16 protein-coding genes are annotated in these 15,482 nt (G+C 62.3%); 7 read left to right on the forward strand and 9 right to left on the reverse strand.

Going from position 1 to position 15,482, the window contains the following annotated elements:
- The 4 genes from PMI24_RS25345 to pdxH all read left to right on the forward strand — a co-directional run.
- A partial coding sequence (locus PMI24_RS25345) for a beta-galactosidase (RefSeq protein ID WP_007959134.1) occupies positions 1 to 2,123 on the forward strand: 2,123 nt, incomplete at its 5' end.
- 106 nt (positions 2,124 to 2,229) lie between these two features.
- Positions 2,230 to 3,375, forward strand: coding sequence for an EstA family serine hydrolase (locus tag PMI24_RS25350; protein ID WP_007959136.1), 1,146 nt, complete (start codon positions 2,230 to 2,232; stop codon positions 3,373 to 3,375).
- A 113-nt stretch (positions 3,376 to 3,488) separates the two neighbouring features.
- Positions 3,489 to 4,592, forward strand: coding sequence for an OmpA family protein (locus PMI24_RS25355; protein ID WP_007959138.1), 1,104 nt, complete (start codon positions 3,489 to 3,491; stop codon positions 4,590 to 4,592).
- Positions 4,593 to 4,616: 24 nt separating this feature from the next.
- On the forward strand, positions 4,617 to 5,264 hold the full coding sequence (gene pdxH / locus PMI24_RS25360; protein ID WP_007959142.1) for a pyridoxamine 5'-phosphate oxidase: 648 nt from the start codon (positions 4,617 to 4,619) through the stop codon (positions 5,262 to 5,264).
- Between the two features lie 5 nt (positions 5,265 to 5,269).
- Here pdxH and PMI24_RS25365 read toward each other — a convergent pair whose 3' ends face one another.
- Positions 5,270 to 5,506: a hypothetical protein gene (locus PMI24_RS25365; protein WP_007959143.1), complete on the reverse strand. Its 237-nt coding sequence runs from the start codon at positions 5,504 to 5,506 to the stop codon at positions 5,270 to 5,272.
- A 166-nt stretch (positions 5,507 to 5,672) separates the two neighbouring features.
- Here PMI24_RS25365 and PMI24_RS25370 point away from each other — a divergent pair, with 166 nt between their 5' ends.
- Entirely contained in the window at positions 5,673 to 6,137 is a 465-nt protein-coding gene (locus PMI24_RS25370; RefSeq protein WP_007918566.1) for a glycine zipper 2TM domain-containing protein, read from the forward strand.
- A gap of 147 nt (positions 6,138 to 6,284) precedes the next feature.
- On the opposite strand, the gene nhaA is transcribed toward PMI24_RS25370, so the two are convergent.
- Positions 6,285 to 7,472, reverse strand: a complete 1,188-nt coding sequence (gene nhaA / locus PMI24_RS25375; RefSeq protein ID WP_007959144.1) for a Na+/H+ antiporter NhaA — start codon at positions 7,470 to 7,472, stop codon at positions 6,285 to 6,287.
- Between the two features lie 246 nt (positions 7,473 to 7,718).
- Here nhaA and PMI24_RS25380 point away from each other — a divergent pair, with 246 nt between their 5' ends.
- A complete protein-coding gene (locus tag PMI24_RS25380; protein WP_007959145.1) occupies positions 7,719 to 8,813 on the forward strand; it encodes a PLP-dependent cysteine synthase family protein in 1,095 nt (364 codons plus the stop codon).
- 66 nt (positions 8,814 to 8,879) lie between these two features.
- Here PMI24_RS25380 and PMI24_RS25385 read toward each other — a convergent pair whose 3' ends face one another.
- The 3 genes from PMI24_RS25385 to PMI24_RS25395 form a co-directional block, all read right to left on the reverse strand.
- Positions 8,880 to 10,493, reverse strand: a complete 1,614-nt coding sequence (locus tag PMI24_RS25385) for an NAD(P)/FAD-dependent oxidoreductase (RefSeq protein ID WP_007959147.1) — start codon at positions 10,491 to 10,493, stop codon at positions 8,880 to 8,882.
- Positions 10,494 to 10,588: 95 nt separating this feature from the next.
- Positions 10,589 to 11,242, reverse strand: a complete 654-nt coding sequence (locus PMI24_RS25390; protein WP_007959149.1) for a COG3650 family protein — start codon at positions 11,240 to 11,242, stop codon at positions 10,589 to 10,591.
- Between the two features lie 59 nt (positions 11,243 to 11,301).
- Positions 11,302 to 11,901 carry a short chain dehydrogenase gene (locus tag PMI24_RS25395; protein ID WP_007959150.1) on the reverse strand — a complete coding sequence of 200 codons (600 nt, stop codon included), beginning with the start codon at positions 11,899 to 11,901 and terminating at the stop codon, positions 11,302 to 11,304.
- A gap of 103 nt (positions 11,902 to 12,004) precedes the next feature.
- Here PMI24_RS25395 and PMI24_RS25400 point away from each other — a divergent pair, with 103 nt between their 5' ends.
- Complete coding sequence (locus tag PMI24_RS25400) at positions 12,005 to 12,913, forward strand: LysR family transcriptional regulator (protein ID WP_007959151.1); 909 nt, start codon at positions 12,005 to 12,007, stop codon at positions 12,911 to 12,913.
- Here the strand turns inward: PMI24_RS25400 and PMI24_RS25405 are convergent.
- The 4 genes from PMI24_RS25405 to PMI24_RS25420 are packed head-to-tail and all read right to left on the reverse strand — an operon-like array spanning position 12,862 to position 15,347.
- Positions 12,862 to 13,377, reverse strand: coding sequence for a DoxX family protein (locus tag PMI24_RS25405; RefSeq protein ID WP_007959152.1), 516 nt, complete (start codon positions 13,375 to 13,377; stop codon positions 12,862 to 12,864). The genes PMI24_RS25400 and PMI24_RS25405 overlap by 52 nt on opposite strands.
- The gene (locus PMI24_RS25410; protein ID WP_007959153.1) at positions 13,374 to 14,132 is read right to left on the reverse strand and encodes an HvfC/BufC N-terminal domain-containing protein; all 759 of its coding nucleotides are present in this window, start codon (positions 14,130 to 14,132) and stop codon (positions 13,374 to 13,376) included. Before PMI24_RS25410 ends, PMI24_RS25405 begins: the two co-directional genes overlap by 4 nt.
- On the reverse strand, positions 14,129 to 15,016 hold the full coding sequence (gene bufB, locus PMI24_RS25415) for an MNIO family bufferin maturase (protein WP_007959155.1): 888 nt from the start codon (positions 15,014 to 15,016) through the stop codon (positions 14,129 to 14,131). Before bufB ends, PMI24_RS25410 begins: the two co-directional genes overlap by 4 nt.
- 25 nt (positions 15,017 to 15,041) lie before the next feature.
- Entirely contained in the window at positions 15,042 to 15,347 is a 306-nt protein-coding gene (locus PMI24_RS25420; RefSeq protein ID WP_007959157.1) for a BufA1 family periplasmic bufferin-type metallophore, read from the reverse strand.
- Positions 15,348 to 15,482 lie beyond the last annotated feature (135 nt).

Raw genomic sequence — 15,482 nt, forward strand, 5'->3', positions numbered from 1 at the left:
GCGTTGCCCTGCCGGCGGGCCCGGCGCAGACCTTGCTGGTGCCGTTGACCGCGACCTCGCCACTCAGCCAGGGCATGAAGGCCGGGCCAGTGATGCCGATGACGATCGATGGACAGCGCATCCTGCTGGCGAGCAGCAGCGGTGAGCTGGATCGCAGCCAGGTGGTGTCGGTCAGCCTGTCGATGGATCAGCCGAAAGCCGCGCAAAGTCTGTTGCTCGAGCGCTTTGGCGTGCAGGACGAAGGCGAGGTGATCAAATCCGCCTACGGCAATCTGGTGGATGCCTATGGCCAGTCGACTCGCAGCAAGTGGCCGGAAAAAGTCGCCAATGACGAACAACTGAAATCCGCCGCCGCCAAAGAACAGCAACAACTGAACACCTGGCTGGCCGAGCGCGAAAAATCGTCGCTGGACAAGTTCGGTGGCTGGAGCAAAGGCCCGGCGTTCAAGGCCAGCGGTTTCTTCCGCACCGAAAAACGTGACGGCCGCTGGTATCTGGTGACGCCCGAGGGCCATCCGTTCTATTCACTGGGCGTGAACACCGTCAGCCCGGAGGTCAACCAGACCTACGTGGCCGGTCGCGAATACATGTTCGAATCCCTGCCAAAACCGGAAGAGCCGCTGGCCAGCCATTTCGGCGAAGGCGACAACCGTGGCGGCAACGGTGTCGATCAGGGCCGTGGTTACAATTTCGGTCGCTGGTACGACTTCTACGGTGCCAACCTTCAGCGTCTGTATGGCGAGCCGTGCACCCCGGACAGCGGCAACAAAGCCGGAGTGGCCGAAGCCGCCAAGGCCGGGGCCGCAGAAGAAGCCGCGACCAATGCCAGTGCACCGGTCGCCGCCTCCGAGCAGCCGAAAGCCGGGGTCGCCGAGTCGGCAGCCACCAGCGGGCAAAGCGTTGCGGCGCCGTGCACGAACACGGTCGACGAGCAAAAGTGGGCCAGCCACACCCTTGATCGCCTGCAAGCCTGGGGCTTCAACACGGTCGGTAACTGGAGCGCCCCGGTTCTAGGTGACGCCGAGCGCATGCCGTACACCTTGCCGCTGTCGATCGTCGGCGATTACACCAGCATCAGCACCGGCACCGACTGGTGGGGCGGCATGCCTGACCCGTTCGATCCGCGCTTCGCCATGGCCACCGAACGCGCCGTGGCGATTGCTGCCCGCGATCATCGCGATGATCCGTGGCTGATCGGCTACTTCGCCGACAACGAGCTGGCCTGGGCTGGCCCCGGTGATGATCCGAAATCCCGTTACGCGCTGGCCTACGGCACTTTGAAAATGACAACCGACGTTCCAGCCAAACGCGCATTCCTCAAGCAGTTGCGCGACAAGTACCGCAATCAGGCGGGGCTGTCGAAGGCCTGGGGCATTGATCTGCCGGCATGGGAGTTGATGGAAGACCCGGGTTTCGAAGCGCCGCTGCCGAATCCGGAGCATCCGGAAATCGAGGCTGACTTCAAATTCTTCCAGAAGGTCTTCGCCGACACCTACTTCAAGACCATTTCCGACTCGCTGAAATGGCACGCGCCGAACCAGTTGCTGCTTGGTGGCCGTTTTGCCACCAGCACCCCGGAAGCCGTGGCGTCCTGCGCCCAGTATTGCGACGTGCTGAGCTTCAACATGTACACCCTGCAACCGCAGGACGGTTATGACTTCGCCGCGCTGCGCAACCTCGACAAACCGGTGCTGATCACCGAATTCAACTTCGGCTCCACCGACCGTGGCCCGTTCTGGGGCGGCGTGACTCCGTTGAGCAAGGAAGAAGACCGCGGCCCGGCCTACGCCAACTTCCTCAAGCAGGCTCTGAGCGAACCATCGATTGTCGGCGTGCACTGGTTCCAGTATCTGGACCAACCGGTGACCGGGCGCCTGCTCGATGGCGAGAACGGCCACTTTGGTCTGGTTGGCGTCACCGATCTGCCGTTCCAGGGTTTTGTCGAAGCGGTACGCAAGAGCAACCTTGCGACCGTCGATCAGTTGAACAAAGAGGCGCAGAAAGCGGCTGCCGCAGCGGACAAGGCCGGCCACGAAGCCGAAGGCGGCCGCAAGGCAGACGCCGGCAAAGGCCCGGGGCAGGGGGCTGGCCACACCGGCGGGCATTCGGGCAACGGTCACTGATCGTTACGAAACCTGAAGACCGCCCGGCCCGCAGCGGTTCCCAAAACCCTCACGGGCTGGAACAATGCGGGCCACTTTGTAGAGCGTTTTCGCGGGGGAGTTGCGGGTGCAGATTCAGGGACATTACGAGCTTCAATTCGAAGCGGTGCGCGAAGCCTTCGCCGCACTGTTCGACGATCCCCAGGAACGCGGCGCCGCGTTGTGCATCCGGGTCGGCGGGGAAACCGTCCTCGACCTCTGGTCCGGTACCGCCGACAAGGACGGCGCCGAGGCCTGGCACAGCGACACCATCGCCAACCTGTTCTCCTGCACCAAAACCTTCACCGCCGTCACCGCGCTGCAACTGGTTGCCGAAGGCAAGTTGCAGCTCGATGCGCCGGTCGCCCGTTACTGGCCGGAATTCGCCGCCGCCGGCAAGGAATCCGTAACCCTGCGCCAACTGCTTTGCCATCAGGCCGGTCTGCCTGCCCTTCGCGAGTTGCTGGCGCCGGAAGCGCTGTATGACTGGCAAACCATGGTCGACGCTCTCGCCGCCGAAGCACCGTGGTGGACGCCGGGCACCGGTCACGGTTATGCCGCGATCACCTACGGCTGGCTGATCGGCGAATTGTTGCGCCGCGCCGACGGTCGCGGGCCGGGGGAATCGATTGTGGCGCGGGTCGCCAAACCGCTGGGGCTGGATTTCCATGTCGGTTTGGCCGACGAAGAATTTCATCGCGTGGCGCACATCGCCCGGGGCAAGGGCAACACCGGCGACGCCGCTGCCCAGCGCCTGCTGCAAGTGACCATGCGCGAGCCGACGGCCATGACCACCCGAGCCTTCACCAATCCGCCGTCGGTGCTCACCAGCACCAACAAACCGGAATGGCGCCGCATGCAGCAACCGGCAGCCAACGGCCACGGCAATGCACGCAGCCTCGCCGGGTTCTATGCCGGTCTGCTCGACGGCAGCCTGCTGGAAAGCGAAATGCTCGAAGAACTGACCCGCGAACACAGCCTCGGCGAGGACAAGACCTTGCTGACCCGCACCCGTTTCGGTCTCGGTTGCATGCTCGATCAACCCGACGTGCCGAACGCCACTTACGGCCTCGGCCCGCGTGCGTTCGGCCATCCGGGTGCCGGCGGTTCCATCGGTTTTGCTGATCCGGAACACGATGTGGCCTTCGGATTTGTGACAAATACCCTGGGGCCGTACGTCTTGATGGATCCGCGCGCGCAGAAGCTGGCGCGGGTACTAGCCACTTGTCTGTAAAGCGTCGCCCGAGGCTCCAGGGCCGGAACCTCATGGCGAATTTCGTTTCAAAGCGTCTGTTTATCCGGGCGAAAGTCCTCTGATTGTTCACTACTTCTTTTTGTGGGTTTCCAATGTCGTCCAAACAAACTCTCGCCCTGGCCCTGTGTTTTGCAATCACTGGTTGTGCACAGACTCCGAAGAACGACGCCGATGGCGGCAGCTGGTGGCCGTTCGGTTCTTCCGACAAAGTCGCAGCCAAGGAGCCGGCTCCGGCGCCTGCGCCGTTGAAACCGGCCGCTACCGCGCCGGTTGCCAAGGCTGAGAGCAGCAGTCCGTGGTACTGGCCGTTTGGCTCGGACGACTCGGCGGCCAAGCCTGAAGTGAAAGCTGAAGCCAAACCCGAAGCAAAACCGGTCGAAGTGGCCAAGGCAGAGGCCGACAAGGGCGGCAAATGGTGGTGGCCGTTTGGCGGCAAGGAGCAGGACACGGCCAAAGTCGTGCCGATGCCCGATCCGAAAGTGACTCAGGCCTGGCTGGATGATTACGAACCGCGCCTGCGCACCGCGATCAAGGACAGCAACCTGCAACTCGAGCGCCGTGAAAACGTGCTGGTCGTGACCGCGCCGGTGGAAGGCTCGTTCAACCCGGATCGTCCGGCGATGCTGCTGCCAGTGACCCTCGGCCCGTTCACCCGCGTTGCGAAAATCCTTGAAGCTGACCCGAAAACCGCCGTGCTGGTGCTCGGTCACAGTGACACCACCGGCGCCGCTCCGGCCAACGTCAAGTTGAGCCAGGAACGTGCCCAGGCCGTGGCGGCGATCTTCCGCCTCAGCGGTCTGCAGCGTGATCGCCTGATGCTGCGCGGCATGGGTTCCGAAGCCCCGCGTGCTGCCAACGACAGCGTTGAAGGCCGTGCCCTGAACCGTCGTGTCGAACTGCTGGTGACGCCGCAAAACACCATGGTCGCGCTGCTGAGCAAATACAACATGCCTGCACCGAAGCCAGTGACGATGGTCGCTGCTCAGGACGTCAAGCCTGCCGCCAAACCGGTGACCCCGGCGCCGGCTGCGAAGAAGGCCGCTGTACCGGCCACCAAAAAGGCTCCGGCCAAGAAAGCTGCTGCCAAGGCTCCAGCGAAGAAGGCCCCGGCCAAGGCTCCGGCGAAAAAGACCGCGCCCGCCAAAGCTGCCGCAACCGACAAGAAAGTCGCTGCGACCGATACCACCAAAAAGTGATCCGCTAACGAAAAGGAATGCGCCGTGACCCAGTCTCTGGCAGATATGCGTCGTGATTACACCCGGGACGGCCTGACCGAGGCGCAAGCCCCGGCTGAGCCCTTTGCGTTGTTTCACCAGTGGTTTGCCGAAGCGGTGAAAACCGAACAGGCGCCAGTGGAAGCCAACGCGATGACCCTGGCCACGGTGGATGCGGACGGCCGTCCGCATTGCCGCATTCTGCTGCTCAAGGGGCTGGACGAGCAGGGCTTCACCTTCTTCACCAACTACGAAAGTGCCAAGGGCCAGCATCTGGCGGCGAACCCGTTCGCTGCCATGACGTTCTTCTGGCCGACCCTGGAGCGCCAGGTACGGATCGAAGGGCGGGTGGTGAAGGTCTCGCCTGAAGAATCCGACGCTTACTATCAGGTGCGACCGCTGGGCAGCCGTCTCGGCGCCTGGGCCTCACCGCAGAGCCGGGTGATCAACGGCCGGGGTGAACTGGAAGACTTGCTCAAGGCGACCGAACAGCGCTTCACCGACACCCAGCCCGATTGCCCGGAACACTGGGGCGGCTACCGTTTGCTGCCCGAGCGCATCGAGTTCTGGCAGGGCCGCGCCAGCCGCCTGCACGATCGCCTCAACTACCGTGTACAGGGCGCCGACTGGATTCTTGAACGTCTGGCACCCTGAGCAGTCTACCGAGCGGGATAGCCTGCCGCAGCGGCCTCAAGCCACTTCGGCAGGTCCCGGCGCTTGATCTTCTGCGCCTGAGCCTGCTTTAGCCGTTCGAGCATGAAGGCGCGTTTGCCTTCATCCTTGCCGGCCAGTGACAGGGCCAGGTCGCGATCCATCCAGCGTTTGATCCGCACATACAGCCACCAGTGGAAGTACAGACCGGCGGCGGTGGTGACGACAATGATGAAGTAATCCATGGAAATCCTTGGGTCGGCGGCGCAGGAAACGGATTTTGGCGCTACTGTTGGGTGAGTTCGCGGGTGCCTGTACCGGGCCTGAATGAAAGCAACTTTATCCGGGCGACGCCGTGACAGGCGTCAAGCTGCGGAGTTTAATGAATACCTGTCCTTTGGAGTTGATGCTATGCGTAAGTCTGTTCTGCTGGTTGCTTCCTTTTCCACGATGGCGATGTTGCTGACCGGCTGCCAGTCGAGCCTGACCGGTGACTCCTACTCCCGTGACGAAGCGCGTCGCGTGCAGACGATTCGCATGGGCACCATCGAATCCCTGCGTCCGGTGAAAATCGAAGGCACCAAGACCCCGATCGGCGGCCTCGCCGGTGCAGCTGTGGGCGGTGTCGGCGGCAGCGCCATCGGCGGCGGCAAAGGCAGCATCGTTGCAGCCGTTATCGGTGCGGTTGCTGGCGGCCTGATCGGTTCGGCCACTGAAGAAGGCCTGACTCGCACTCAAGGTGTTGAAATCACCGTGCGCGAAGACGACGGCAGCATGCGCGCCTATGTGCAGCAAGTGCAGGAGAATGAAGTGTTCCGCGTGGGTGAGCGGGTGCGAATTTCGACTGTTGGCGGGACCAGCCGCGTTTCGCACTAAGCGCAAACGAGCGGTAAAAGAAAACCCCGATCAGGTGACTGGTCGGGGTTTTTGTTTGTTTCCGGCATTAACGAAGCAGGAAAATCGTGTCTGCCGGACGCGCCTCTAAAGACGTGAGGATTGTTCGCTACAGCGATCCATGGACTATCAGGAAGGCAGCGCGGTGTTCCTTCTGCTCGCCGCCAACGTCACCGCATAACCGATCAAAGCCGCGAACACTGATCCTGTGAGAATGCCCATCCGGTCCATCCCGGCGTATTCACTGGCGCCCGGCACGAAGGCGAGGGAGCCGACAAACAGGCTCATGGTGAAGCCGATCCCGCAGAGGATCGCCACGCCCAACACCTGGCCCCAATTGGCGCCTTGGGGCAGGGCAGCGATGCCGGTCTTGACGGCGAGCCAGGTCAGGCCGAACACGCCGATGGTCTTGCCCAGCAGCAGGCCGACGGCGATGCCCATCGGCACGTGGTGGGTGAAGCTTTCAGCGGTTACGCCGGTCAGCGACAGGCCGGCGTTGGCGAAGGCGAACAGCGGCAGAATGCCGTAGGCGACCCACGGGTGCAGCGCGTGTTCGAGGGTCAGCAACGGCGAAGGCTCGGCATTCCTGGTGCGCAGCGGGATGCAGAATGCCAGGGTCACGCCGGCCAGCGTCGCGTGGACGCCGCTCTTGAGCACGCAGACCCAGAGGATCAAACCAATGATCATGTACGGCCCGAGCTTGACCACCCCGAGCCGGTTCATCGCCACCAGCGCCGCGATGCATGCCGCCGCGAGGCCCAGCGACAGGGTCGAGAGTTCGCCGGAGTAGAAGATCGCAATGATCACGATGGCGCCGAGGTCATCGATGATCGCCAGGGTCATCAGGAACAGCTTCAGCGACACCGGCACGCGCTTGCCGAGCAAGGCCAGCACGCCGAGGGCGAAGGCGATGTCGGTGGCGGTCGGAATCGCCCAGCCGTCGAGGGCGGCCGGATTGTCGCGGTTGAGGAACCAATAGATCAGCGCCGGCACCAGCATGCCGCCGATCGCCGCCGCGCCGGGCAGGACGATCTGCGAAGGTTTCGACAGCTGACCGTTGAGGACTTCGCGCTTCACTTCCAGGCCGATCAGCAGGAAGAACAGCGCCATCAGGCCGTCGTTGATCCACAGCAGCAAGGGTTTGGCGATCTTCAACGCGCCGATCTGCGCCACCACCGGGGTGTCGAGCAGGCCGCTGTACAACCACGACAGCGGCGAGTTGTTGATGATTAGAGCCAGGATGGCCGCGGCGATCAGTAACAGACCGCTGGCAGCTTCCAACTGAAAGAAACGCGTGAAAGTGCTACGCAGAGGCAAGGTCGCTCTCCATCGATAAAGTCAAAAGGTGGCACACCCTAACCCGTACCGTTAGTTGTTAAAACAAAAGTTATATTCTTTTTTGTTATATGCGGTTACAGAGCGCCAGGCCGACATGCAGCAGAGCCTAGCAGTTGCCCAAGGGAATGAAGCTCAGCTGTATCTGTCGGTGCCGTGGGATTTTTCCTAAGCTTGGGGGCTGAGCCTGTAAAGGCACTTCTGCCCGATTCAACGAGAACGACAGCCATGAGCGACAACCGACAGTGGGCCCGCGAAGCCATCCGGATCATCGAAGCGGACTTCCAGCGCAGCGCCGACACCCACCTGATCCCCTTGCCGCTGCCGGGGTTCCCGGGCATCGAGTTGTATTTCAAGGACGAGTCCAGCCACCCGACAGGCAGCCTCAAGCATCGGCTGGCCCGTTCGCTGTTTCTCTACGCGTTGTGTAACGGCTGGCTCAAGCCCGGCGCGCCGGTGATCGAGGCGTCCAGCGGTTCGACGGCGATTTCCGAAGCGTATTTTGCGCGGATGCTCGGCCTGCCGTTCATTGCGGTGATGCCGGCGACCACCTCCAAGGAAAAAATTGCGCAGATCGCGTTCTACGGTGGCCAGAGTCATCTGGTGGACGATCCGACCCAGATCTACGCCGAGTCCGAACGCCTGGCCCGCGAGCACGACGGTCACTTCATCGACCAGTTCACCTACGCCGAGCGGGCCACCGACTGGCGGGCGAACAACAACATCGCCGAGTCGATCTTCCAGCAGATGCGTTACGAGCAGCACCCGTGCCCGGCCTGGCTGATTTCCAGTCCCGGCACCGGCGGCACCACGGCGACCCTCGGTCGTTACGTGCGCTATCGCCAGCACTGCACCCGCGTGCTGTGCGCCGATGCCGAGCGTTCGGTGTTCTTCGACTTTTACCAGACCGGCGACGCCAGTTTGCGTCTGGACCACGGTTCTCGGATCGAAGGCATCGGCCGGCCGCGGGTAGAAGCGTCGTTCCTGCCGAAGGTAATCGATGCGATGGTCAAGGTGCCGGATGCCTTGTCGCTGGCGGCCATGCATTACCTGGCGCAGCGTCTGGGCCGCCATGTGGGCGGTTCGAGTGGGACCAACCTGATCGGCGCGCTGATGGCGGCCCAGCAGATGAAAGCGGCGGGGGAGTCGGGCTCGATCGTGGCGATCCTGTGCGATGGCGGCGAGCGCTACGCGGACACGTATTACGATCAGGCGTGGCTCAAGGCGCAGGGCTATGAGCTGGATGGATTGATAGCGGCCGTGGCAGCGAGTGCCGAACGGGGTGAGGCGCTGCCGGCCTCGGTTCTGCGCGCCAATATCTGACGCCGAAAACGACTGTGGGAGCGAATTCGCTCCCACAGTTTTTTGCAGTGTTTCAGGTCGTGCGGATCAGTCTTTCAAACCGAGGATGTCACGCGCCACGGCTTCCGCAATCCGAATCCCGTCAACACCCGCCGACAGAATCCCGCCCGCATAACCCGCGCCTTCACCGGCCGGAAACAGACCTTTGACGTTCATGCTCTGCAGCGTCTCGTTACGCGTGATGCGCAGCGGCGACGAGGTGCGGGTCTCGATCCCGGTCAATACCGCATCGTGCAGCGAGTAACCGCGAATCTGCTTCTCGAACGCCGGCAGGGCTTCGCGGATCGCTTCGATGGCGAAGTCCGGCAGGGCCAGGGCCAGATCGCCCAGTGCCACGCCCGGTTTGTACGACGGCTCGACTTCGCCCAGTTCGGTCGAAGGAATGTCGTTGATGAAGTCGCCGACCAGTTGCGCCGGCGCCTTGTAGTCGCTGCCGCCGAGGATGAAGGCGTGGGACTCCAGACGTTCCTGCAACTCGATCCCCGCCAGCGGGCCGCCCGGATAATCGACTTCCGGGGTGATGCCAACGACGATGCCGGAGTTGGCGTTGCGCTCGTTACGCGAGTACTGGCTCATGCCGTTGGTGACCACGCGGTTCGGCTCGGAGGTCGCCGCCACCACGGTGCCGCCCGGGCACATGCAGAAGCTGTAGACCGAACGGCCGTTCTTGGCGTGGTGCACCAGTTTGTAGTCGGCGGCGCCCAACTTGGGGTGACCGGCGTACTTGCCCAGACGCGCGCGGTCGATCAGCGATTGCGGGTGCTCGATCCGGAAGCCCACCGAGAACGGCTTGGCTTCCATGAACACGCCACGGCTGTGGAGCATGCGGAAGGTGTCGCGGGCACTGTGGCCGAGGGCCAGGACCACGTGTTTCGAATGCAGGGTTTCGCCGCTGGCCAGCTCGATGCCGACCAGTTGGCCGTCTTCGATCAGCACGTCGGTGACGCGTTCCTGGAAGCGCACTTCGCCGCCCAGAGCGCGGATCTCTTCGCGCATGGTCTCGACCATGCCGGTCAGACGGAACGTACCGATGTGCGGCTTGCTGACGTAGAGGATTTCTTCCGGCGCGCCGGCCTTGACGAACTCGTGCAGGACTTTACGGCCGAGGAATTTCGGATCCTTGATCTGGCTGTACAGCTTGCCGTCGGAGAACGTGCCCGCGCCGCCTTCGCCGAACTGCACGTTGGACTCGGGGTTGAGCACGCTTTTGCGCCACAGGCCCCAGGTGTCCTTGGTGCGCTGGCGCACTTCGGTGCCGCGTTCGAGGATGATCGGCTTGAAGCCCATCTGGGCCAGCAGCAGGCCGGCGAAGATCCCGCACGGGCCGAAACCGACCACGATCGGACGCTGGCTCAGGTCGCTCGGCGCCTGGCCGACGAATTTGTAGCTGACATCCGGCGCCACGTTGACGTTACGGTCGTCGGCGAACTTGCCCAGCACTTTGGCCTCGTCGCGCACTTCGAGGTCAATGGTGTAGATGAAGCACAGTTCGGAGGACTTTTTGCGCGCATCGTAGCTGCGCTTGAACAAGGTGAAATCGAGCAGGTCATCGCTGGCAATGCCCAGGCGTTGCACGATGGCAGCGCGCAGGTCTTCGTCGGGATGGTCGATCGGCAGCTTGAGTTCGGTGATTCGTAACATGACAGGATCCGGTTCGCGGGGCGCACAACTGCGCCAGGGCGTTTGAAGGCGGCGATTATAAGCCGCAACGGCCGGATCCCGTGAGAGTAAAACGATCAGTCGTTACGCGAACCGCCGAAATACCCGCAACCGCGCTGCACCTTGCCGTCGATACGCAGCTCGGCGCTCATGTGCTGCACGCTGCCGGTGCTGTTGTCGACGCAGCGCTGCGGCGCCACCCACAGCTCGATGCGCTGGTTGTTGGCTTCGCTGCTGAGATTGAAACGACCGTCGCCCAGTTGCTCTTCGACATAGGGCACGGCGAGCGGTGGCTGGCCTTCGCGGTCGATGACCAGACCCTTGCCGCTGACCTTGACGTTCCATTCCGGGCCATGGCCGGCGGCGCGCAGGATCAGTTGTTTGAAGTTGGGGTCGTCACAGGCGGTGCCGGAGCGTTCGACGCGATAAAGCTGGGTCAGGTCGAGGCGGTCGCCGGCGATCTTCCCGCGCACGTCGGCGAACAGCTTGCCCTGCTGATCGGCCAGGGTGGCGGCCTCTTGCAGGACGCTGGTGCCGCCGATGTCATTGACCACGTACTGGCGCTGCTCGCCGCAGGCCTGGAACACCAGTTTGCCGTCGGCAGCGGTCAGTTGCCCCTGCATCCGCGTCTGGCCGACGTGGGAGGCGCTTTCCCGCGCACCATCGAACAACTGGCACGCGGCAAACAACGGGAGCAGGGCAACAACGATCAGGGAACGGGCAACACGCATCTTTGGCTCTCCAGACAAGTGCCGCCACGTTACGCAGGCTGACCGTTCATCACAAGGGTTTAGCCCACGTGAAATGTCTGACCTGTCTGCAAGCCTTCGACACTTTTGGCGTAGGCCAATGCCACATCCGCCGCAGGAACCGGCTTGTAGCCACGGAAGTACGGGGCGTAGCTGCCCATGGCTTCGACCAGCACGGTCGGGCTGATCGAGTTCACGCGCAGGCCGCGTGGCAGCTCGATGGCGGCGGCACGGACGAAGCTGTCCAGCGCGCCGTTGACCAGTGCAGCCGAGGCGCCGCTGCGGATCGGATCGTGGCTGAGCACGCCGGTGGTGAAGGTGAACGACGCGCCGTCGTTGGCGAATTCGCGGCCGATCAGCAGCAGATTGACCTGGCCCATCAACTTGTCTTTCAGGCCGAGAGCGAAGCTGTCTTCGGTCATTTCACCCAGTGGAGCGAAGGTCACGTTGCCAGCGGCGCAGACCAGTGCGTCGAACTTGCCGGTCTGTTCGAACAGCTTGCGGATCGATGCGCTGTCGCTGATATCCACCTGGAAATCGCCGCTGCTGCGACCGATACGAATGACTTCATGACGCTGCGACAGCTCTTTGTCCACGGCCGAACCGATGGTGCCGCCCGCGCCGATTAACAGAATTTTCATCGTGATTGCCTCAAGTGATTGAACGAGGTTTCAGTCTAGAGTGGTTTTTTCTGCGGATAAGCGCACTAATGGGCAACCTTTGGTTTTCAAATGGAAACAATCCATGAGCGAGATGGATGATCTGGCGGCGTTCGCGGTGTTGATCGAAGCCGGAAGTTTTACCTTGGCGGCGCAGCAATTGGGGTGCAGCAAGGGGCAATTGTCCAAGCGCATCAGTCAGCTGGAGGCGCGGTTTTCCGTGGTGTTGCTGCAACGCACCACGCGTCGGCTGAGCCTGACGGCGGCCGGTGCAGCGTTGTTGCCGCAGGCGCAGGCACTTGTAGTCCAGGTTGAAAGAGCGCGTCAGGCATTGGCGCGATTGAAGGACGACATGGCCGGCCCGGTGCGTATGACGGTTCCGGTGTCGCTGGGGGAAACTTTCTTCGATGGCCTGCTGCTGGACTTCTCGCAGAAATACCCCGAAGTGCAGATCGAACTGGAGCTGAATAACAGCTACCGCGACCTGTCCCGCGACGGCTTCGATCTGGCGATTCGCACTGAAGTGGCCAATGACGAGCGACTGGTGGCCAGGCCGTTGCTGGCCTGGCAGGAAATGACCTGCGCCAGCCCTGAATATCTGGAGCGCTTTGGCGAACCGCTGACACCGCAGGCATTGGCCGAGCATCGTTGCCTGCTCAACAGTCATTACAGCGGCCGCGAGGAATGGCTCTATCACCAACAGCACGAACTGCTGCGGGTGCGGGTGTCGGGGCCGTTCGCCAGCAATCACTACAACCTGTTGAAGAAAGCCGCACTGGCTGGCGCCGGGATCGCTCGCCTGCCGTCCTACCTGTTGCAGGCGGAATTGGCTGACGGCCGATTGCGCTGGCTCCTGCGCGATTTTCAGACCCGGCGCATGCCGATGTACCTGGTGCATCCTTATCAGGGTGGATTACCGAAACGCACTCAGGTGCTGGCGGATTATCTGATCGGCTGGTTCAAGCTCAGCGGCGAGGCGCTGGACCGGTTGTAGTGCCTGGCGATCAGGTGATCGATCGACAGTTTGCCCGGCCCGGTCGTCATCAGGTACAGCAACACCGCCATCCAGGTGCCGTGGGTCGGGTAGGCATCCGGATACACGAACAACTGAATGGTCAGGGTCATGCCCAGCAATGCCAGCGCCGAAAAACGTGTGGCGAAGCCGACGAGAATCAAGACCGGGAAGAAGTGCTCGGCAAACGCCGCCAGATGCGCGGCGATTTCCGGCGACAGCAGCGGCACGTGGTACTCGCTCTTGAACAACGGAATCGTCGAGTCCGCCAGACGCGGCCAGCCGAGCTCGAAGGTGCCATCGATCAGGTCGACGGCCAGCCCTTCGACCTTGGTCTGCCCGGATTTCCAGAACACTGCGGCGATGGAAAATCGCGCGATGAAAGCGATCAGGCTGTGAGGGATTTTTTCCAGCAGCGCGATGGCGCGGGCAACGAGACTGTTCATGACGACACCTTTGGGTGGAAATGAGTGATGACGTGGCGGCTGATGAGCAGGGCGAGGGTCTGGCTGAGGTCGAAGGCCTCGGCGGATTCCAGCGTCTGCGTGAGTGACAGGCCAGCTTTGAGCTGGCGAATGAACTGGCTGGCGCCGCGATCCACGGCGAACACCTCGACTTCCAGTCCATTGCGCAGGATCAGCGCGTGTTGGGCGTGATGCAGATTGATCCCGGCCAGCGTCGCGTCGTGCTGATGCGCGGCCCAGATGTCCACTACGGCGAAGCTTGAATCGAGCAGATGCAGCGAAGGGTGCAGGCCGATGCGCAGTTCATTCAGCGCATCGGCATCTGCGAATACGGCAGTGATCCGCTCCTGACTCAGAGGCAATGCATCGGCAGCGTGATAGGCCTGCGTGCGCAAGCGTTCCAGGCTCGCGACATCGGCCAGATAGGGAACGCTCGCGGCTGGTTCGAACTCACTGATGAAGTCCGCCAGTTCACTGCCGAAGTCGCTCATCAACGGACTGTGTGGCGGATGGCTTTGCACGAAAATTCCGGCCATGGCCCGGAAGAATTCGTCCCCCACCAACTGCATCACCACGGGATAACTGTCGGCCAGTGCGTTGATCAACGAGCTCTGAACATTGTTGCGATACACCGCGAAACGGCTGGTCGGATCGGCACCGTTGGCACTGCACAAACCGTCGGGGCAGGGCAGGTCGATATCGAGCAACGCTGCGCTGAACGCGGCTTGAGTGCTCATGGCCGACCTCCTGCGCAGAGCAACAGCTCATCGGCCTGCTGCGCTTCCGCCAACAAGACGTTGAAGGCCGGCACCTGATTGTCCCGTTCGATCAACGTTGCCACCGGGCCGACGCGTTCCAGCGCTTGCCGGTACAACGACCAGACCGCTTGATCGATTGGCGCGCCGTGATCGTCGATCAGCAAGCGATCACCGAGGCTGTCGGAATCTTCGGCAAACCCGGCCAGATGAATCTCGCCCACCGCGTGCAGCGGCAATGCGTAGAGATAAGTCAGGGGATCGCGTTGATGATTGATGCACGAGACGTAGACATTGTTCACGTCCAGCAACAGACCGCAGCCAGTGCGCCGGATGACTTCGCGGATGAACTCCGCTTCGTCGATTGTCGAGCGCTCGAACGCCAGATAGGTCGCCGGGTTTTCCAGCAGCATCGGACGTTTGAGGGTGTTCTGTACCTGATCGATGTGTTCGCAGACGCGGTTCAGCGTCGGCGTGTCGTACGCCAGGGGAAGCAGGTCATTGAGGAACACCGGGCCGTGGCTCGACCAGGCCAGGTGTTCGGAAAAGGAGTGGGGTTGATAGCGCTCGATCAGTGCCGCCAGGTGTTTGAGGTGCTGAACATCCAGCGGGTTTTCGGCACCGATGGACAGCCCGACGCCATGCAGCGACAGCGGATACGCCTCGCGGATCAAACCCAGAAAATGATGAAACGGGCCGCCGGCCACCATGTAGTTTTCGGCGTGGACTTCGAAGAAACCGATGTCCGGACGTGAATCGAGCACTTCGCTGAAGTGCTCGCTCTTGAGCCCCAGCCCGGCACGGGACGGGAGCCCGGTAAGGGCTGCCCGAGTGCGGCGCAAGGCATGGTCGCAGGATGTGATCATGATCGACACTCGGGCGGCTCCCGGATCAGGACTTGGCTTTGAACGCTTCGAGCTGACCGAAACCGGTCGGCGAGGTTTTGCTTTCGGTGGTGGCGCAGGTACCTTTCGGAACCAGTTTCCAGGCGTTGGCCTGATGATCCATTTTCGCGGTGCCGGCACAGGTGGTGCCCGCGCCTGCGGCGCAATCGTTCTTGCCTTTCATGGCCACGCCGAAGCATTTTTCCATGTTGTCGTCAGCGGCGTGGGCGGTGGAGACGGCAGCGATGCTCAGTGCAGAACCGAGGGCCAGAACCAGGGCGGTGGCGGACAGGGTGCGGGTGGTAGCAGTCATGATGTTTCTCCGGTTTGAACTTGGGTTTGAACAAGCGATTGCGCTTGCTTGCCCCACTAGAGAAACGACTCGGCGATGCGTTACAGCGATCGGTAAAAGTTTTTTTGCCGGGCACAAAAAAACGGCCCGAAGGCC

Source organism: Pseudomonas sp. GM25 (assembly GCF_000282255.1).
In the GTDB taxonomy this organism is placed as follows: Bacteria; Pseudomonadota; Gammaproteobacteria; order Pseudomonadales; family Pseudomonadaceae; genus Aquipseudomonas; species Aquipseudomonas aphyarum.